The 17932-nt window shown below is 67.9% G+C and carries 19 protein-coding genes and 1 pseudogene; 12 read left to right on the top strand and 8 right to left on the bottom strand.

The genetic code is table 11. The features are described 5' to 3' along the window. Positions 1-28 precede the first annotated feature (28 nt). Positions 29-409, bottom strand: coding sequence for a helix-turn-helix domain-containing protein (locus NQK81_RS14235; protein ID WP_257488571.1), 381 nt, complete (start codon positions 407-409; stop codon positions 29-31). Positions 410-576: 167 nt separating this feature from the next. Here NQK81_RS14235 and NQK81_RS14230 point away from each other — a divergent pair, with 167 nt between their 5' ends. From NQK81_RS14230 to NQK81_RS14200, 7 genes are all read left to right on the top strand, one after another. Continuing rightward, complete coding sequence (locus NQK81_RS14230; protein WP_125735442.1) at positions 577-768, top strand: helix-turn-helix domain-containing protein; 192 nt, start codon at positions 577-579, stop codon at positions 766-768. Next, the gene (locus NQK81_RS14225) at positions 765-1085 is read left to right on the top strand and encodes a WhiB family transcriptional regulator (protein ID WP_257488570.1); all 321 of its coding nucleotides are present in this window, start codon (positions 765-767) and stop codon (positions 1083-1085) included. The genes NQK81_RS14230 and NQK81_RS14225 overlap by 4 nt, the downstream gene beginning before the upstream one ends. Beyond that, entirely contained in the window at positions 1082-1417 is a 336-nt protein-coding gene (locus NQK81_RS14220) for a hypothetical protein (protein WP_257488569.1), read from the top strand. The genes NQK81_RS14225 and NQK81_RS14220 overlap by 4 nt, the downstream gene beginning before the upstream one ends. Further along, positions 1414-2187, top strand: a complete 774-nt coding sequence (locus NQK81_RS14215) for a hypothetical protein (protein ID WP_257488568.1) — start codon at positions 1414-1416, stop codon at positions 2185-2187. Before NQK81_RS14220 ends, NQK81_RS14215 begins: the two co-directional genes overlap by 4 nt. Then, on the top strand, positions 2177-4486 hold the full coding sequence (locus tag NQK81_RS14210) for an FtsK/SpoIIIE domain-containing protein (RefSeq protein WP_257488567.1): 2310 nt from the start codon (positions 2177-2179) through the stop codon (positions 4484-4486). Before NQK81_RS14215 ends, NQK81_RS14210 begins: the two co-directional genes overlap by 11 nt. Before the next feature lie 590 nt (positions 4487-5076). Further along, positions 5077-5913 (top strand): MFS transporter, encoded by an 837-nt coding sequence (locus tag NQK81_RS14205; protein WP_257488566.1) that lies wholly within the window; start codon positions 5077-5079, stop codon positions 5911-5913. A 255-nt stretch (positions 5914-6168) separates the two neighbouring features. Next, positions 6169-6636, top strand: a complete 468-nt coding sequence (locus NQK81_RS14200; RefSeq protein ID WP_257488565.1) for a hypothetical protein — start codon at positions 6169-6171, stop codon at positions 6634-6636. Here NQK81_RS14200 and NQK81_RS14195 read toward each other — a convergent pair whose 3' ends face one another. Together NQK81_RS14195 and NQK81_RS14190 are read right to left on the bottom strand one after the other, a co-directional pair. Continuing rightward, entirely contained in the window at positions 6637-8118 is a 1482-nt protein-coding gene (locus NQK81_RS14195; protein WP_257488564.1) for a recombinase family protein, read from the bottom strand. Positions 8119-8155: 37 nt separating this feature from the next. Continuing rightward, positions 8156-8419, bottom strand: a pseudogene (locus tag NQK81_RS14190) (VOC family protein); the annotation flags it as partial. Positions 8420-8481: 62 nt separating this feature from the next. Here NQK81_RS14190 and NQK81_RS14185 point away from each other — a divergent pair. Further along, complete coding sequence (locus NQK81_RS14185) at positions 8482-9441, top strand: helix-turn-helix transcriptional regulator (protein ID WP_257488562.1); 960 nt, start codon at positions 8482-8484, stop codon at positions 9439-9441. 157 nt (positions 9442-9598) lie between these two features. Here the strand turns inward: NQK81_RS14185 and NQK81_RS14180 are convergent, their stop codons facing one another. From NQK81_RS14180 to NQK81_RS14165, 4 genes are read right to left on the bottom strand one after another with little or no spacing between them, the layout of a single operon-like run. Then, entirely contained in the window at positions 9599-10426 is an 828-nt protein-coding gene (locus tag NQK81_RS14180; RefSeq protein ID WP_257488561.1) for an enoyl-CoA hydratase family protein, read from the bottom strand. Next, on the bottom strand, positions 10423-11115 hold the full coding sequence (locus tag NQK81_RS14175) for an SDR family NAD(P)-dependent oxidoreductase (RefSeq protein WP_257488560.1): 693 nt from the start codon (positions 11113-11115) through the stop codon (positions 10423-10425). The genes NQK81_RS14180 and NQK81_RS14175 overlap by 4 nt, the downstream gene beginning before the upstream one ends. Continuing rightward, positions 11112-12614 carry a benzoate-CoA ligase family protein gene (locus NQK81_RS14170; protein ID WP_257488559.1) on the bottom strand — a complete coding sequence of 501 codons (1503 nt, stop codon included), beginning with the start codon at positions 12612-12614 and terminating at the stop codon, positions 11112-11114. The genes NQK81_RS14175 and NQK81_RS14170 overlap by 4 nt, the downstream gene beginning before the upstream one ends. Further along, the gene (locus NQK81_RS14165; RefSeq protein ID WP_257488558.1) at positions 12611-13336 is read right to left on the bottom strand and encodes a creatininase family protein; all 726 of its coding nucleotides are present in this window, start codon (positions 13334-13336) and stop codon (positions 12611-12613) included. The genes NQK81_RS14170 and NQK81_RS14165 overlap by 4 nt, the downstream gene beginning before the upstream one ends. Positions 13337-13384: 48 nt before the next feature. Between NQK81_RS14165 and NQK81_RS14160 the strand changes: the two genes are divergently transcribed. From NQK81_RS14160 to NQK81_RS14145, 4 genes are all read left to right on the top strand, one after another. Next, the gene (locus tag NQK81_RS14160) at positions 13385-14206 is read left to right on the top strand and encodes a PaaX family transcriptional regulator (RefSeq protein ID WP_126735532.1); all 822 of its coding nucleotides are present in this window, start codon (positions 13385-13387) and stop codon (positions 14204-14206) included. After that, on the top strand, positions 14203-14985 hold the full coding sequence (locus NQK81_RS14155; RefSeq protein ID WP_257488557.1) for a tryptophan 2,3-dioxygenase: 783 nt from the start codon (positions 14203-14205) through the stop codon (positions 14983-14985). The genes NQK81_RS14160 and NQK81_RS14155 overlap by 4 nt, the downstream gene beginning before the upstream one ends. Beyond that, on the top strand, positions 14982-16175 hold the full coding sequence (locus NQK81_RS14150; RefSeq protein ID WP_257488556.1) for a PLP-dependent aminotransferase family protein: 1194 nt from the start codon (positions 14982-14984) through the stop codon (positions 16173-16175). Before NQK81_RS14155 ends, NQK81_RS14150 begins: the two co-directional genes overlap by 4 nt. A gap of 159 nt (positions 16176-16334) precedes the next feature. After that, positions 16335-17405, top strand: a complete 1071-nt coding sequence (locus NQK81_RS14145) for a Glu/Leu/Phe/Val family dehydrogenase (protein WP_126735538.1) — start codon at positions 16335-16337, stop codon at positions 17403-17405. A 272-nt stretch (positions 17406-17677) separates the two neighbouring features. Here the strand turns inward: NQK81_RS14145 and NQK81_RS14140 are convergent, their stop codons facing one another. Next, a complete protein-coding gene (locus tag NQK81_RS14140) occupies positions 17678-17866 on the bottom strand; it encodes a DUF5302 domain-containing protein (protein WP_076164687.1) in 189 nt (62 codons plus the stop codon). Between the last annotated feature and the right edge of the window lie 66 nt (positions 17867-17932).

Raw genomic sequence — 17932 nt, 5'->3', positions numbered from 1 at the left:
GCAATCGAAACCGCTCGCCATTGGACTCCTAAGGTCCGCCCGGCCGGCTCAGCACGTCGGCAATTTCTGCCCGAAGTGCGGAGAGCTGTTCAGTAACGTCCGTAAGGCGTCGCTCAATGACGGCCAGTCGTGCCGACACTGCGTCTTCCATGTCCTCACGCGGTTGACCCGGCGCGGGGGGAATCCGACCGTGCAGCACCGCAAGCAGATGCTGCGGGTGCAAGCCGAGAGCCAACGCCAGAGCTTCCAACGTACGGTCACTTCGCTTGCGCTCCACGGTGTGGTTCTGGATCTCGCGAACGATCGCCTGGGAAACCTGCGAGCGTTCCGCCAGTTCGCGCTGTTTCCATCCGAGCTCGTGAACGCGCTCGTTGATGGCCTTCGCGACCGACGCCCAATCTTCCGACACCCATTCCTCCGTGGTCCGCCTCAGCGCCGAGATTAGCGCTTCCGGCTTTGCGTGGCGGCGAGATCGACACCGCGTCGCGCATTCGGACCACCTGCACGCCTAAATGCGACTAAATCAGCTCAAATTATGCGATGAAATCATCGCATCTGACTTAAGGACACAATCTAATGACGAACAACTTTCCCGCCGCCGGTGACCCGGCGTTCTACTCCTTGGCCGATGCCGCGTGGATTCTTGGTGTCGACCGCAATGAGGTTCACCGCGCTATCCGTGTCGGCACGCTGCGCGCCGTACGCCGACGTTCCAAGCTCGTGATTCCCGCCGCCGAACTGCGGCGTGTGCTTGGCGGTGCGCGATGACTGAAGACGAATACACGGAGTTGGCTGCTCAGCTTGACCGGTTGTCCGCCGTGCCGGATGACGTGTTGTCCGAAGTGGTGGCAAGGGACGGCCTGTGTTTGTGGGCGTTCGACCGGAGTGACTTCCCTGCGGAGGAGACGGACAGGGCGACTGCGGCACGGATGTGTGCCGGGTGCCCGGTGATAGATCAGTGCTTGGAACTCGACTTGCGCACGGCCGGTGAGAACACGGTCGGGGTGTGGGGCGCGCTGCCGGATACCGATCGGCGGTCGCTGTTCCCGGTGTGGCTGCGTCGTCGGGGTGGTGAGGCACGATGACTGTCTCTCTGACGACGACACAGATTCTGGCCGGGGCTGGTGTCCTGGTGCTGCTGTTCACGGTCTGGCGGGCCAGTGCCCGCAAGGCGCGTGCGGCGGCCGACGCGGCACGGGCTAGCGCCCGGGTGGTGTCGCTGGCCGGGCGGGTGCTGTTCACGGGTGCCGCGTTCGTGGGCGTTCAGTGGCTGGTGATCACGCACCCGGGTAGCCCGCTGCTGCTGCTCGTGGTGCTGGCGGTGCCGGACCTGATCGCGGCGCATGTCCTGACTCGGGCGCTGACGGTGACCACGGTGGACAACGCGCCGAGGCGTCGGGGTGGTGGTCGCCGATGATCACGAGCGAGAGTACGAGGGCTGATCGGCTGGCCCGTGAGGCGGCCGACGCTGCCGAGGTTCGGCGCTGGCAGTCCCACCCGGATGTGATCGCGTGGCGGGTGGAACGGGTCCGTCGTCAGGTGGACCGGTTGTGCTGGGCGGGGATCGTGCTCGGGTTGGCGTTCACGACGGCGAACGTTCAGTGGTTCGCCGCCGCTGGCGCCGATGTGGGTTCGCTGCCGTGGCTGACGGCGTGGCTGCTGGACCCGACGGTGTGCCTGGTCCTGCTGGCCATCCTGCGGGCCGAACAGATCACCGCGCGGTACCAGGTCCATACGGGACGGTGGGTGCGTGCGGCGAAGTGGCTCACGCTGGCGGCCACGTATGTCATGAACACGTGGTCATCGTGGGCGGCCGGTTCGCCTGCGGGGGTGGTGCTGCACTCGGTGCCCCCGGTGGTGGTGTTCGTGGCCGCCGAGGCGGTCACCGACCTGCGGGACAAGCTCACGGACGCGGTTCACGTCGCGGTCTCCACGTCCACGAACCGAACGGAAGTTCATGAACCGGCCGCGACCGAACCGGCCGTGGACGTGGCCGAGGCGGCGCGGCCGGAACGGCGGAAGCTGTTCGCCGACTATCTGGCCGACGCGCGGGCCGTGTGGTCGGCGGACGTGGCGATCACTCCGGCATGGGTGCGGGAAGCCACCGGGTGTTCGCGTGGTCTGTCGTCCCGGCTGGCCGCCGCGCTGGCGGCCGAGGTGGCCGAGGGGGTGCGCCATGACCAGTGACGCACGTAAGTCCGAAATGGAGTACGTCGGCCCGATCCTTGACGGCGAGTTGGTGGATGACACGTTGCCACAGCCACGTCGGCGGACGGTGCGGCGCCGTGTCGGCCGGTGGCTGCGTCGGGTGTGGCAGTCCGCGCCGGTGGTGCGGGCGCGGTCGCTGGCCGCCTACCGGGTTCGGCAGGCTCCGCGCGATGTGGTGCGGCTGGTCTGGTTCGTGGCGCGCGGCGTGTGGCGTTGGCTGCTGAAATTCTGGCAGTGGGCCACGTATGCCGACCTGCGGGCGGACGCGCGGCGGGCGCGGCTGGCAGGCGACGCCGAAGCACGCCGCGCCGCGCAAGAGTTGATCCGCTCCGACGCGACGGCACGATGGGCAAAGGTAGGTATCGCGCTACGGCGGCTGGTGATCGCGGTGCGGGTGGCCGCGCCGGTGGTGGCGGTGTTGTGGGCGGTGGCCGCGTTCATGGAACGGGCGGACATGTGGACGTGGCTCGCCGAGGTCTACACCGGACTCGACGCGGCATGGTCCGTGCTGGTGTTCCTCGGACCGGTGGTGTTGTGGGCGCTGCCGTTGGCTCTGGTGATCGCGGCCGCGTTCGAGGGACGCGACCGGACACCGGGCGCGGGGTGGCTCGTGCAGCCGGACCGAGACGACGCGGATTCGTGGATTGACGAACGGATGATCTCCCGCGCACTCGCTCACCTCGGTATCGCTCCGCTGGACAAGTTCTACCGCGACGGCGGGGAACTCGTGTACACGGTGGCCGCCCGCAAGGACGGCGACGGCACCGCCGCGCAGATCCGGTTGCCGATGGGTGTCACGGCCGACATGGTGGCCGCGCGCCGATCCAGGTTGGCGGCGAACCTCGGACGCGCCGCGCTGGAAACGTGGCCCACTAAGGGATCCGAGGACGGAATCCTAGATCTGTGGGTTGCGGACAAGGGTGTTCTCGGTGGCCGCGGCGCCGGCGACTGGCCCTTGGTTCACGATGGACAGGTCGACCTTTTCGAGGGTGTCCCGTTCGGACTCTCGCAACGCGGGCTGGTCATCAACGCGCCGTTGCTCGGGGTCAACTGGCTGATCGGAGGCCGCCCCGGGCAAGGGAAATCCTCGGCGCTGCGCACGCTCGTGCTCGGTGCGGCACTCGACCCGACGGCCGAGTTGTGGGTGTTCGTGATGGGCGAGTCTCCGGACTTCGCTCCGTTCGAGCCCCGGTTGTCCCGCTACCGCATGGGAATGGATGACAGCGTGGCCGAGGCGGCGACGCAAGCACTGGCGGACTTGCTGACCGAAATGGAGCGACGCGGCAAGGTCCTCGGCGAACAACCGGGACGGCCGCCGAAGGTGTCGCGCAAGCTCGCCGACAAGCGCGCGTTGGGCTTGCACCCGCTGGTGTGTGCGATCGATGAGTGTCACGAACTGTTCCAGCACCCCAAGTTCGGGAAGCGGGCGGCGGAGCTGGCGGTGCGGCTGATCAAACGCGGCCGGAAGTACGGCGTCGTTCTCCTGCTGGCCACGCAGTCGCCCACCAAGGACAGCATTCCCCGGGAGATCACGCGCAACATCTCCTGCGGCGTGGCGTTCTCCGTGGCCGATCAGGTAGCCAACGACGGGCTGTTGGGTTCGGGCCGGTACGCGGCTGGTGTCCGCGCGACCGAACTACGGATCAACACCGACCGGGGAACCTGTGTCGCCGTCGGCATCACCGATGAGGTTTTCGAGTTGGTGCGCACGTTCTATGTGCCGTTCGAGGACGGGGCCGACGACGTGACACCGGTCATCGCCCGCGCCATGGCGTCCATTGAGGACGCAGGCCACGCCATCGAGACCAGCGCACGGCCGGAACTCGACGCGGCACCCGCCGCCGTCGACCACCTGGCCGACGTGGACACGGTGATGAACGGCGAACGTCGCGTTCGGACACAGGTCGTCCTAACGCGGCTGACACAGCTCAACCCGGACGAGTACGAGGGATGGACGTTCCGGGACCTGACAGCCGCACTCACCAACTCCGGAATCACTCCGGTCAAGTCGGACGGAGTGAAGGTCATCCGCGCCGAGGACGTGTCCGCCGCGCTCGCCGACCGTGTCCGCGACCGCAGGGATTCGAGTGGGGACCCGGCAGGGACGCAGGGAGATCTCCCTGCCGAGTCCCTCCACGAAAGTCCCGACGTTGACCAGGGCGAACGCGGTTCAGGGACCCCAGGGACCCGCCGACCGCACGCCCCGGAAACCGGCCGAAACCCGGGTGTTTCCGGGACCCGCGAAGGTCCCTCCCTCACCACGGACGACGGGAGGTGACCGCCCTTGCCTGACCCTTCCCGTTCGACACGACCAGCGACCGCAGACACCCGCTCGAAAGGCAGCGACCATGACCACGACACCGACGAATCCGAGGACGGACACGGCACCGCAGACGGCCGACCGAACACACAGGACGGTGGCCACGCCGACGGCCCGCAGAACGCGGACCAGCCAGACGCCGACTCACTCCGGGACGGCGGACAGGGCACCGCCACCCGGAGCGCTCAGAGCGTCGTGGGGCCGGTTTTGGCCCTAGACGACCCGCTCACCCTCACCAGGGCCGCGCGGATCGTCCGGGCCGCTCTCGCGCGGCGTTACGACGCAGTTTGAGAGCTGCCTCATGTGGAAGCGCCCCTCCGGCCGTATGGCCGGAGGGGCGCTCTGTTCTTACTGCGGACGATGAGAGGACCGTAGACGGCGGCGACCAGCGCCGATAGGTGGCGTTCCGGCTGATCCGGGCGCATCCTGAAGTGATGGGTGGAGGACCAGGGTTCTTTGATCGGATGGCAGAGGCTGGCGAACGTGCCGCCGCTCGTGAGCGGTGGCACGCTGCCATTGAGCGGGGTCTCAGATACCCCGCGCTCGGGGTGGCGCTGCTGCTGGCACTGGTCGCGTGGGGGCTCTCGGGCTGGCAGATGTGGCCTTGGTTGTTCGGCGGCGTCGGCGGCTTGGTCGTCATGCTGCTGCTCGGGCGCGGCGTGCCGCTGGCGTGGCGGCTGACGGTGCCGCTGCTCGTGGTCGCGGTGTGGCTGTTGACCTATGTGGACCCGTGGTGGTGGGCCGTGATCGCGGGAGCGATCCTGGTCGTCGCCGCGATGATCGCCGCCGTCCACTTGCGACTCCGCACCCGCCGATCACAGACGCTCGGGGCGCTGGTCCTCGGGCTGGCCCTGGTGACGGCCGGTTCGGTCATGCTGGCCGTGCACGCGGCCGAGGAGACCCGCCAGACACAGGACGAACTAAATCAAGCTCATGCGGAAGCGGTCGCGCGGATTCTGCCGCCCACCCCGAACGCACTGGTATGGAACTTGGCCGTCCGACTGTCAGATCAGGCCACGGGCGGCCGACAAGCGGCGGCATCCGGAACCAGTGCCGCCGCCGACTTTTGCTTTCATTTCAGCCCGGAAGCGGCGGCCGCATTCGCCACTGCGCGGAGCGCGGTGGACTGTCCAGGCGCGTTCCTGGCACTGGCCGCCGAGGTCACCAACCCCCGCGACTACGTCACGCGCCTGTCGGTCCCCGGTAGCGCTGTGCGGTTCGAGCCGGATCGCATCACCAGCGTCGTGAACGCGTGCCGTCTGGAATTCGGGTCCGTCTTGGACGACACGCCGACCACCGCGCCCGGCCCGCAACTCGGCGAACTGACACTCAGACAGCAACTCGGGCAAGGGCATCTTGTGATCGGATATCAACCATGCACGTGATCTGTGAGTTTTGGGTCATGCCTGACGACCACCGGCGATGGCCTGTGCAGCTCTACAGCAAGACTATCGACGTTGAGCCTCCGTCAGGAGCAACACGGGACTACTGGGACGGCATCGCCGCGTCGTGGCTTGATGAGCAGCTAGCTCGCCTCACTTCGGACGGCCCGAAACGCGCGCAGGTCCGGAAGGCTCCGCAAAGCCCTATCCTTGGGGCTGCGGAGCGAGTCCACAAGAACGCAGGGGAGGGAGAAGGGCATGACGCGGAAGGTCTCGCGTGATGAGGCGGCCGAATTGTTCGGTGAGGTGGTGCACCGCTGGCCTGATCACCTTGAGGTGGTCGTCTGGTGTGATCAGTTGGTAGTTCAGGACGCCGCAGGTCGAGAGTACGGCTACACGCCCCGCGAAGGTCGCGAGCGCGGCCAGTACTTCGCCCTCGTTCCTGCGGGGCCGAACGTCAGTTCCCGGTACATGCAATCGAAACACTTGCCGTCCGCCCCAGACGACCCTATTGAAGCTGTGCGACTAGCGAGCGCGGATATTGAAAACCCGCTAGCCGGTGTGCTCGCCGACATTGGGGGCGTGTGGAGCGAGAACCCGAAACGTGTCTCACAGACGCCACCTTACGGCCACGATTCCCGGAATGCTCAGCATGCGGCAAGCGACCACGACGAAGATTTGGATGGGCTGGGTAGTCTTCATGCCCAGCGAACCGACGGTTTCTGATCAGCGGGGATCGGCTGGTGTGCGCCGTAGCGATCGCCACGTTACTTTCACTCGCTCCGGGTCATACGTCCGGAACGTACCCGGCGTTGCAGGGTGCACGGTGACTTTCTCGATGAACAGGCGCACGAACGCGCGTTGTTCGTCCAAGGTCATATCCGGCCATGCTTCGCGCGCACCCTGAATGTCCACATCGATCACCGGGGGCGGCAGTTCCGCGTACTCCGTGCGCAAGCGCTGTTCGTTTTTCGCGATCGTGCTCCGCGCCTTATTCCACTCTGTCATGGTCAACTCTCCTGGGGTTGCCCACAACGTCGCCAACTCCGCGCGCTGACGGTCAAGTGCTGCGAGTTGCTTAGTGATCTCCTCCCGGCGCGAACCGTGCTCATCGGCTGCGATCGCGTTCAGGAAGTCGTCTTTGTCGAGTTCGTCAAAGAGTCGGTCCACGACAACCTCCTCGGTCCTCTCCAGGATGATTCCGACACATCCACGGCCGCCGAGGTTGGGGTGACAGCTGAGATACGGAACCCGCCTCTTCCCGATCTTCTTTGGCGCGCCCGTCAGCCGATGCTTACAGACGCCACACACCGCTAGACCGCCCGTCAGCAGATACTTGCGACCAGTCGAATTGCCCTGGTGACGCTCGCTGATCTCATAAGTGCCCTTGCCGTCGGAACGTTTCACCCGGCGCGGCTGAGACAGCTTGAGCCGACATGCCTGCCACGTCTCCTCATCCAAGATCGGTTCCCAATTGCCTTTAGCGACGATCTGACCTCGGTACACTCGATGGCCCGCCACTGTTGGAACAGTCACCATGTTCTTAACGCCATTGGGGCCGATCTTGCCTCCGTGTGCTCCCCGCAATCCGCGCTCTTGCAACTGCTTCGCGATGTTCGCCAACGACCACCCCGAAAGCACCCATTCAGCAACCTGTCGGATGGCCGCCGCTTGCTCGGGTATCTGCTCGTAAGTCTTGGTGCCATCTTCGGTCTTCGAATGCCGATAGCCGAACGTGTGACTCCCCGGGGGCTGCCCCAACGCGGCTTTGTCCGCCAAAATGTCGTTGATCCGCCCCTTGAGACGGCGTACTTCGCCCGCGCCCAAAACGGCCTTGATTCCGGCTACGTCGTCTCGCACCCGGACAATGCCGTCCCGGTTGGTGTGGAGCTCGCCGATACCGGCCGCGTCCATTATCGCGGCGAACTCGAACCACTGAATTTCGCGACGCTCTACCCGGTACTGTTCCACCGTCCACACATGGACGATCTCGCCACGTTCGATCGCAGCACGCAATGCGTCATAGCCGGGCCGGACTACGTCGTCGGCCGCTGCTGACAGGTCGTTGTCTGGGAATACGCGAACAGGAACACCCGGCCATGTCTTCTCGGCGTACGCCCGCCCCCATCGCTCTTGAGCCTGGACACCCTCTTTGCGGCCAGAGCGGTCAACCGAAATCCGGCAGTACAGTGCAACGTACCTGGTCATGGGTCCATGTTGAGCCGCTTACGTCTCCGATGCAACTGCCATCCGGGACCTGCTGGAAGAAGATCCTCGGCCCTTCGCCGTCCGGGTCTTCGAGGGCGGAGCGGGTGTTGCGCTGATCCTCGGGCACTCCGACCCGTTCGAGGAACTCGTCCCACGCGTCCAGCGGATCGGTGCCTTCGGGAACCTCCACGCCGGGAGGGCCGGGGTGGACGTAGCCCAGGGCGTCACGCCAGAAGGTCGAGAGGGCTTTCGGGTCGTGGGCGTCGAAGCTGACCTGGAATTCGCGGCTCTTGCGGTTCATGGGAGAAGTCTGACACGCCTAGCGGACAGGATCGGTCCGCTATCTCTGGCACAGTGTCTGACATGGAGGACGAGCGCGGGACGACCGAGCGGGTGCTCACCCTGCTCGGCCTGTTGCAGCAGCGCGCGGTGTGGACCGGCCCGGAGCTGGGCGAACGGCTCGGCGTCACGGCGCGCACGATCCGGCGCGACGTCGAACGCCTGCGCGCGCTCGGGTATCCGGTGCAGGCGAGCAACGGCGTCGGCGGCGGCTACCAGCTCGGGCCCGGCCACGACATGCCGCCGCTGCTGCTGGACGACGAGGAGGCGATCGCCACCGCGGTGTCGCTGCTCGCCGGCGCGGGCAGCGGGGAGGCCGCGCTCCGGGCGCTGACGAAACTCGACCGGGTGCTGCCGACCAGGCTGCGCCGCGAGGTGAGCGCGCTGTCCGGCTCGGTGGTCGCCTTCGACGGAAGCCGCGCGCCGATCGACCCCGACGTGCTCATGACCCTGGCCCGCGCGTGTCGCGACGAGGTCGAAGCGGCCTTCGAATACCCGTCTTCGGGTTCCACGGTGCGGCGGGTCGAGCCGTATCGGCTGGTGGCTTCCGGGCGGCGCTGGTATCTGCTCGCCTACGACCTTGACCGCGACGACTGGCGCACCTTCCGCGTCGACAGGATGACCGGCGTTTCCGCGCGGTCGTGGCGTTTCCGCCCGCGCCCGGCACCCGACGCGGCGGCCTACGTGCAGGAGAACATCGCGAGCCGGGTCTACCGGCACCAGGCGCGATTCCTGGTGCACGCGCCCGCTCCCGTTGTGCGGGCGCAGATTCCGGCGTCGGCGGCGGTGGTGCGGGAACGGGGCCGTTCGCGGTGCGAGGTGCTGAGTGGAGCTGGGGATCTCGACTTCCTGCTGATGCACGTGGTGGTGCTGGGGCACGCGTTCGAGGTGATCGAACCGGCGGAATTGGGGGAGCGGTGCCGGGTACTGGCCGAACGTCTCTTGGGCGCGGCTGGTGCTTCTTCCCCGCACTTAGCCGACTGATCGCGGAGCGTCGGGTGCATGACCGGCCCGTTCAGGCATGACTGTGTGGGTTTCAGGTCATCTAACGTCCCGAAATCCACACAGTCGGGCCTCGCCGGTCCGGTCACGACCGGGGGTCGCCGCAGTTAGCCGACTAACTGCGGAAGAGGGGAAGAGCTCACCGGCCGGTCCATTGGGGCGAACGCCCAGCCGTCCAGGCCGCATAGAACTCCCCGTGGTCCTTCGCCGTCATCAGCAAAGCCTGCGTGATCGCCTCCAGTTCGATGGAGCTCCCCAGATCCATGTCCAGCTCACGCGTCAGCAGCACCTTCGTCGTGCTGTACGCCAACGCCGGCCCATCGGCCAAACGCCGCGCCAAAGCAGAGGCGGCGGAAGCCAACTCGGAGTCGGGAACGACCTGGGAAGCCAGCCCGATCGCCTCCGCGCGAGCCGCGTCGATCTTGTCGCCCAGCATCAGCAATTCGGTCGCCCGGCCCAGGCCCACCAGACGCGGCAGCAAGTACGCCGAACCCATGTCCGCACCGGCCAGGCCCACCTTCGTGAACAGGAAGGCGAACTTCGCCGACGACGCCAGCAGCCGGAAGTCGCTCGCCAGCGCGATCACCGAACCCGCGCCCGCCGCGACACCGTTCACCGCGGCGATCACCGGAATGGGGCACTCCCGCAGCGCCTTCACCACCGCGCCGGTCATCCGCGTGAACTCCAGCAGTTCCGCGGACTCCATTTTCTGCAACTCGCCGATGATCTCTTCGACGTCGCCGCCGGAGCAGAAACCACGCCCCTGTCCGGTGATGACCAGCACCCGGACGTCGCCGCGGTGCGGCAGCTCGGCCAGCAGATCGCGCAGGTCGGCGTAGCTGTCGAAGGTGAGCGCGTTCAGTTTGTCGGGGCGGTTCAGGGTGACCGTGGCGACGCCGTCGTCCACGGTGAACTCGAAGTGCTCCCAGTCCGTCGTGATCGGCGGCGTGGCGCGGAACGGGCTCATGACTGGATCCCACCTCCATCGAGGACGAGTGTCTGTCCGTTGATCGCGGCGGCTTCGGGTGCCGCGAAGAAGGTCACCGCGTGGGCGACCTCGTCGGGTTCGAGCAGACGGCCGAGCGGCGACGCGGCGGCGAGGGCGGCCTCCGCATCGGCTTCGTCGCGGCCGGTCCGTTCCTGGATCCGGGCGACCGAGGCGGCGGTCATGTCCGTGCGCACGAAGGCCGGGCAGACGGCGTTCGCGGTGACGCCGGTGCCCGCCAGTTCCGCGGCGGTCGCCCGCATCAGCCCGACGGCGGCGTGCTTCGACGCGGTGTACCCGGCCGTGTAGCGATAGCCGATATGCGACGCCGTCGAGGCGACGGTGACGATCCGGCCGGTGTCGCGCGACCGCATCCCGGGCAGAACCGCCCGTGTGCACAGGAAAGCGCCGGTCGCGTTGACCTCGATCTGCGTGCGCCACTGCTCCAGCGACGTCTTCGCCAGCGGCGCGCTCGCCGAGATCCCGGCGTTGTTCACCAGCACGTCCACCGCGCCGAGACCGTCGAAGTACCGCGCGACGGCGGCTTCGTCGGTGACGTCGCAGTCGGCCCGGCCGGGCGCGTGCACCTTGTCGCCGGCGGCCCGGAACCGTGCGGCGATGGCCGCGCCGATCCCGCGGGTCCCGCCGGTGACGACGACGATCCTGCTCACTCTGCCTCCACCCGGCGCAACGCGCGCCGATCGAGTTTTCCGTTGGCGGTGCGGGGGAGTTCGGTCACGAACACCACCTCGCGCGGGTATTTGTGCTTCGCCAGGTGGGCGCGCGCGTGGTCTTTCAGTTCCTCGGCCGTCGCGGAAGCGCCCTCGGCCAGGACGACGCACGCCCGCGGGACGACCAGGCCGTCGACCGTCACGCCCAGTACCGCGCAGTCGACGACCGCGGGATGGCCGATGAGACAGTCTTCGATCTCGCTCGGCGCGACGAACACCCCCGACACCTTCAGCAGGTCGTCCGCGCGGCCGTGGTGGTGGAAGTACCCATCGCTGTCGCGGCTGAACAGGTCGCTCGTGCGCAGCGTGTCGCCGTGGAACGTCCGCGCGGTCTTCTCCGCGTCGCCGTGGTACTCACGGGCGATGGTCGGCCCGGACACCTCCAGGGTGCCGATCTCCCCATCCGGTAAGGGATCGCCGCTCTCGTCCAGGACACGAGCGGTGTAGCCGGGCACCTCGCGGCCGAGGCTGCCGACCCGCTGCGCGCCGGGCACGTTGGACAGATAGATGTGGTACGCCTCCGACGAGCCGATCCCGTCGATCACCGGGACACCGAACACGTTGTCCCACTTGCGATGCAGCTCCGAAGGCAGCGCCTCGCCCGCCGACGTCGAGAGCCGCAGCGAGCTCATGTCCACAGTAGACGCCGCCGGATGGGCGATCATCGCGCTCATCATGGTCGGCACGTTCACCAGGATCGTCGGCCGGTACCGCTCGATCAGCGAGAACAGCAGATCGGCGGTACTGCGCTGCGGGAACACGATCCCGGACGCGCCGACGCCGAACGGGAACAACGCGGTCAGATCGCGCGCGTAGCCGAAGAACAGCTTCGGCACGGCCAGCACCCGGTCGTCCTCGCGGAGGCCGAGCACGCCGAGCGCGTACCGGTCGAAGCTTTCCAGCGCGCTGCGCGCCGGGTGGACGCACGCCTTGGGGGAACCGGTACTCCCGGTGGTGAACTTCCAGATCGCGACGTCGTCCAGCGTGGTCGGCGCGGGCTCCAGTTCGGCCGACGCCGAGGCGGCCAGCGAGTCGAACGAGTGCTCGCCGGGCTCCAGCGCGACATCGCCGACGACCAGCAGGTTCCGCGCGCCGGCTTCCCGCAGCGCGGGCAACGTCGAGCCGTCCGCGATGACGACGACGGCCTCGGTGTAGTCCAGGTAGTAGGCGTAGTCCTTGGCCTGGAGGAAGGAATAGACCTCGGCGGTGACCGCGCCGATCTTCTGCGCCGCGTACCAGACGGACACGAACTCGACGCCGTCGTTCAGCGCCAGCAGGACCCGCTGTCCACTTCGGACACCCAAGTCCCGCAGCACGTTCCCGGCCCGGTTCACCCGCGCCGCCAGCTCCGCGTAGGTGACTTCCTCGTCACCGCACAGCAACGCCGTCCGCTCGCCGGGGAGCCGGTCGACGAAATGGGTCGCCAGATTGAAGGTCATACGAGGTCTCGGATCGCTTCGACCAGGATGTCGGTGAGCGCCGAGAAGGTCTTCTCGCCTTCTTCGGCGGTCGCCTGGGCGGGCGTGCCGCAGTAGGCCTCGGTCATCCCGGCCGAGACGAAGTCCGCGGCATCGCTGCGCGCCAGGTCGACGTGCACCGGCGGTAGGTCGCGCTGGACGGCGGCGTCGACGAGATCGGGCCGGTCGGCGAGCACCAGCGACGTTTCGTACTGCCCGGCGTGACATTCACCGGAACGGAACTCGTCGGTGAGCCGCTCGGCGTACCGGCGGCGGACCAGGTCGACGAAGCCGACGCCCGCCGCCTCGGCCACGCGCCGCAGCACCGCCAGATGCGCCGGCTCGAAATGGTTGTTGACCAGAAGGATTCGCGTGAGGCCCTGCTCGGTGAGCGCGCCGCAGATCTCGGTCAGCAGCGCGTACAGGGTCTCTTCGCCGATCGAGATTCCGCCCGCGAACCCGGCGGCGAACCGCGTCACCCCGTACGGCACCTCGGGCAGGATCAGCACCCGGACACCGGGATCACCCGCCAGCCGCGCGGCGGCGCGTTCGCACATCCCGCGTGAGATCAGGGGATCGGTGCCCAGCGGCGCGTGCGGTCCATGCGGCTCGACGGCGCCCACCGGCAGCAACAGCACGGGAACGCGCTCGTCGGACGCGAGCGCGGCGACCTGAGGTGAGCTCAACTCCGCGAAGTACGTCACCCGAGTCAAGCTACACCGCAGCGGCCTGAGGTGTATAGAGTTGCTCGTATGCCCGAACCGGCCGCGCCCCACGGCGACCCAGGTCCCCAGGAACTGGTGATGACGCTGCTCGGCACCTACGTGTCGCCGCGTGAGAGCCGCCGTGTCTGGTCCGGCGGCCTGGTCGGCGTGCTCGCCGGGCTCGGCTTCTCCGACGGCGCCGCGCGGATCGCGCTGGCCAGGCTCGCCCGCCGTGACCTGCTCGCGCGGCACAAGGCGGGCAGGCTCGTCCACTACTCGCTGACCCGCCGCACGATCGCGCTCCTGGAGGACGGCGACCGCCGGATCTTCTCCCTCGGCAGGCGCGAACGCGAGGTCGGGGAGTGGACCGTGCTGTGGCAGAGCATCCCGGAGAGTCGCCGCCAGGCCAGGGAACGGCTGGTGCGGCGGCTGCGCTTCCTAGGTTTCGGGCCCGTCCAGGACGGCACCTGGATCGCCCCGCACGATCGTGAGGCCGAGGTGCTCGCCCTGCTGGAGGAGCTGGACGTCTCCGAACACGCCGGGTTGATGCTCGGGAAACCGTCGGCGGGCCTCGACGTCCGGCGCTTCGCCGCGCGGGCGTGGAACCTCGACGGCCTCGCCGCGCGGTACGACGCGTTCGTCCGGGATTTCAGTGGGTATCCGGGAGACCTGCCCGACGCCGAGGCGTTCCGGGTCCGAACCTGGCTGACGCACACGTTCCGCGCCTTCCCGTCACTCGATCCGGAGCTCCCGGTCGGGCTGGTGCCCGCTCCGCCGAGCCGGGCGGCCGCGGTCGAGGTGTTCCACGATCTCTATCACGCGCTGGCCCCGGCGGCGCAACGCCATTTCGACGAGGTGACAGAAAAATGAACGACACTCAGGCCGCATTGAGTTACACGTCCTACCTTTCACTGGACGAATTGCTGGACGCGCAGCATCCCCGGTCCGACGAGCACGACGAATTGCTCTTCATCGTGATCCACCAAGTGTATGAACTTTGGTTCAAACAAGTTCTCCACGAGGCGCTTTACCTGCAGGAGCAGCTCGAAGCGGGTAACACCGCTCACGCCGTCCGCACATTGAGGCGAATCCTGACTATCTTCAAGGTGGTGGTCGCGCAGATCGATGTGCTCGAGACGATGACTCCGAGCCAGTTCACCAGTTTCCGTGCGCGACTCGACGCGTCGAGCGGGTTCCAGTCGGCCCAGTTCCGTGTTCTGGAGGCCGTCCTCGGCCGCCGGGACGAGCGGGTGTTCGCGCATTACCCCGAAGGCGGTGACCAGCGTGCCCAGATCTCGGACGCGATGGCACGGCCGTCGCTCTTCGACTCCTTCGTCACCTACCTCGCGGTGAAGGGGTACGACGTCCCGACCGGGCGCGATGTCACCAAGCCACTCGAACCCTCTCCGGCGCTCCAAGAAGTTCTGTTGCGGGTCTACCGCGACGACACCGGGCCGTCCGTCGTGGCGGAGCACCTGGTCGATCTGGACGAAGGGATGCAGGAGTGGCGGTATCGGCACGTGAAGATGGTCGAGCGGACCATTGGAGACAAGACCGGGACGGGGGGTTCGTCGGGAGCGCACTATCTGCGTACGACGCTTTTCTCCCCGATGTTCCCGGATCTCTGGGCTGTGCGGAGCAGGCTTTGACGAACCTCGACGATCTCCGCCGCGATCCCAACGCGCTCGCGGCGCACTACACGGAATTCGGTGTGGCGGACCGGATGCTGTTGACCGGGCACTCGCACCAGGCCTGGCCGGACGTCGCACGCGAAGGTGTTCTCGAAGCCTTCGCCGACGCCGCCGAAGAGGTCGACACCAAATGGGCGCGGGCCTTCGCCAAGGCGGACGAGATGCGGGCCGGGTTCCGGGCGCTGCTCGGTGACCCGCGCGGCGACATCGCGCTCGGCGCCAGCACACACGACCTGGTGATCCGGTTCCTCTCGGCGATGGACCTGCCGCGCCGCCCGCGGCTGGTCACCACCGACGGCGAGTTCCACACGCTCCGCCGTCAGCTCGGCAGGCTGGCCGAAGAAGGGGTCGAGGTGGTCCGCGTCCCCGCGGCGCCGGTCGCCACGCTGGCCGAACGCGTCGCGGCCGAGGTCACCGAAGACACCGCCGCCGTGCTCGTCTCGGCCGTGCTGTTCGAGACCTCCCGCCTCGTGCCGGGTCTCGCGCATCTCGCCGACGTCTGCCTCGCGAAGTCGGTGAACCTCGTCGTCGACGCCTACCACGCGCTCGGCGTCGTCCCGTTCTCGCTGCACGACCTCGGGCTCACCAACGCCTGGGTGCTCGGCGGCGGCTACAAGTACCTCCAGCTCGGCGAGGGCAACTGCTTCCTGCGGATGCCCGCGCACGCGCAGGAACTGCGGCCGGTCGTCACCGGCTGGTACGCCGAGTTCGGCGCGCTCGCGGACGAGCGCCGTCCCGGCCAGACCGCGTACGCCTCCGGATCGGACCGGTTCGCCGGAGCGACCTACGACCCGACGAGCCACTACCGGGGCGCCCGCGTCTTCCGGTTCTTCGCCGAGCACGGGCTCACGCCCGAGTTCCTGCGGGAGGTTTCGCGGCATCAGGTGGGCTACCTCGCCGAGGGCTTCGACAAGCTGGGGCTGCCCGAGGACGTCATCACCCGTGACCGGGAGACGCCGCTGGACCGGATCGGCGGATTCCTTTCGCTGAAGTGCGCCGACGCCGGAGCGCTGCAGGCCGCCCTCGACGAACGCGGCGTCCGGACCGACAGCCGAGGCGCGTACCTGAGGTTCGGGCCGGCGCCGTATCTGTCCGACCGGCAGCTCGACTCCGCGCTCCACGTCCTCAAAGAGGTCGTCGACGGCTGAGACGGCTCGCCCCCGGCTTGGCGAACGGACCGGGGCGATCTAGGTTTGCGATGTGGCACCGTCGCCGCCGGACGACCTTCGTCGGGGACCGTGCCTTGTTGCAGGAACTTCGCACGTGAGCCACAAGCAGCGTGCATCCCAGGACAAGGAGTCACCACAGTGACCGAAGTGTTCGGCCAAGGTACCGGCCATGAACAGGTCGTCTTCTGCCAGGACCAGGCCACCGGCCTGAAGGCCATCATCGGGATCTACTCGACGGCGCTCGGGCCGTCGCTCGGCGGGACCCGGTTCTACCCCTACGAATCCGAAGACGCCGCGCTCGCGGACGTCCTCGCGCTGTCGAAGGGGATGGCCTACAAGAACGCGCTCGCCGGGCTCGACCTCGGCGGCGGCAAGGCCGTCATCATCGGCGACCCCCAGAAGCACAAGACCGAAGCGCTGCTTCGCGCCTTCGGCCGGTTCGTCCAGTCGCTGGGCGGCCGCTACATCACCGCCTGCGACGTGGGCACCTACGTGCAGGACATGGACATCGTCGCCCGCGAATCGGAGTTCGTCACGGGCCGCTCGCCGGAGAACGGCGGCGCCGGCGACTCCTCGGTGCTCACCGCTTTCGGTACCTACCAGGGCATGCGTGCCTCCGCGGACGCCGTCTGGGGCGTCCCGGACCTCGCGGGCCGCAAGGTCGGCGTCGCCGGGGTCGGCAAGGTCGGGCACATCCTGGTCGGGCATCTGATCGAGGCGGGCGCGCAGGTGGTCATCACCGACGTCTCGCCCGCCGCGATCGAACGCACCCGCGCGGCGTACCCCGGTGTCGAGGTCGTCGAAGACCTCGACACGCTGATCCGCACCGAGCTCGACGTCTTCGCGCCGTGCGCGCTGGGCGGGGTGCTCACCGACGAGACCGTCGGGCTGCTCCGGTCCAAGATCGTCTGCGGCGCGGCCAACAACCAGCTCGCGCATCCGGGCGTCGGCAAGCAGCTCGACGACCGCGGCATCCTCTTCGCGCCGGACTACCTGGTCAACGCCGGTGGCGTGATCCAGGTCGACGACGAGCGGCACGGTTTCGACTTCGCGCGCGCCAAGCGCAAGACGACGGCCATCTTCGACACCACCAAGGAGGTGTTCGCGCTGGCCAAGGCCGACGGCGTGCCGCCGGCGACGGCGGCCGACCGGCTGGCCGAGCGCCGGATGGCCGAGGTCGGCGGGCTGCGGTCGATCCTGACCGTGTAGCCGCTCCCTCCCTGAACGCCAGGAAAGGTCCCTTCCTTGCGAATTTCGCCAGGAAGGGACCTTTGCCGTGCCGCCTCCCGGAACGGCGCGGAGCTGAGGCCGGGGGTTGCGAAAGCCACTTTCGCAACCTTCAACGTTGCGAAAGTGGCTTTCGCAACGCCCGCAACCTCAGCTCCGCGCCGCCACAGGGCCCGGATGCCGCGAAAGCCACTTTCGGGACACCAGATGTCCCGAAAGTGGCTTTCGCGGCATGTTCGCCCAGGCGTGAGACCTCAGCCGCTCTTGCGACGGAAGGTGCGCTTGTTCGCCGCCGGACCGTGCGCGTGCAGGTTCTTCCCGCCGGCGTTCTCGTGCGCGGAGCCCGAGCGGGCCTGTGCCTGCTTGCGCTCCAGGGCCTCGCGGAACTTGCGCTTGGTGTCGTCCTCTTCGCCATCCGCTGGGGACGGTGCCGGTTCAGTCATTGCTACCTCCGAGGTGACGACATGTGACGTTCTCACCCTGTCAGGAACCGACCGGCTTGGCGAGTC

The sequence above is a fragment of the Amycolatopsis roodepoortensis genome (assembly GCF_024628825.1).
Lineage (GTDB): Bacteria > Actinomycetota > Actinomycetes > Mycobacteriales > Pseudonocardiaceae > Amycolatopsis > Amycolatopsis roodepoortensis.
Note: the sequence above shows the minus strand (reverse complement) of the source record. Positions and strands in the feature narration are given on the sequence as shown.

What these genes read in the sequence shown, in the direction of transcription:
- NQK81_RS14230 (WP_125735442.1), top strand. Translation starts at nt 577, where the DNA reads ATGACGAACAACTTTCCCGCCGCCGGTGACCCGGCGTTCTACTCCTTG.
- NQK81_RS14225 (WP_257488570.1), top strand. Translation starts at nt 765, where the DNA reads ATGACTGAAGACGAATACACGGAGTTGGCTGCTCAGCTTGACCGGTTG.
- NQK81_RS14220 (WP_257488569.1), top strand. Translation starts at nt 1,082, where the DNA reads ATGACTGTCTCTCTGACGACGACACAGATTCTGGCCGGGGCTGGTGTC.
- NQK81_RS14215 (WP_257488568.1), top strand. Translation starts at nt 1,414, where the DNA reads ATGATCACGAGCGAGAGTACGAGGGCTGATCGGCTGGCCCGTGAGGCG.
- NQK81_RS14210 (WP_257488567.1), top strand. Translation starts at nt 2,177, where the DNA reads ATGACCAGTGACGCACGTAAGTCCGAAATGGAGTACGTCGGCCCGATC.
- NQK81_RS14200 (WP_257488565.1), top strand. Translation starts at nt 6,169, where the DNA reads ATGACGCGGAAGGTCTCGCGTGATGAGGCGGCCGAATTGTTCGGTGAG.
- NQK81_RS14195 (WP_257488564.1), bottom strand. Translation starts at nt 8,118, where the DNA reads ATGACCAGGTACGTTGCACTGTACTGCCGGATTTCGGTTGACCGCTCT.
- NQK81_RS14185 (WP_257488562.1), top strand. Translation starts at nt 8,482, where the DNA reads ATGGAGGACGAGCGCGGGACGACCGAGCGGGTGCTCACCCTGCTCGGC.
- NQK81_RS14180 (WP_257488561.1), bottom strand. Translation starts at nt 10,426, where the DNA reads ATGAGCCCGTTCCGCGCCACGCCGCCGATCACGACGGACTGGGAGCAC.
- NQK81_RS14170 (WP_257488559.1), bottom strand. Translation starts at nt 12,614, where the DNA reads ATGACCTTCAATCTGGCGACCCATTTCGTCGACCGGCTCCCCGGCGAG.
- NQK81_RS14160 (WP_126735532.1), top strand. Translation starts at nt 13,385, where the DNA reads ATGCCCGAACCGGCCGCGCCCCACGGCGACCCAGGTCCCCAGGAACTG.
- NQK81_RS14155 (WP_257488557.1), top strand. Translation starts at nt 14,203, where the DNA reads ATGAACGACACTCAGGCCGCATTGAGTTACACGTCCTACCTTTCACTG.
- NQK81_RS14140 (WP_076164687.1), bottom strand. Translation starts at nt 17,866, where the DNA reads ATGACTGAACCGGCACCGTCCCCAGCGGATGGCGAAGAGGACGACACC.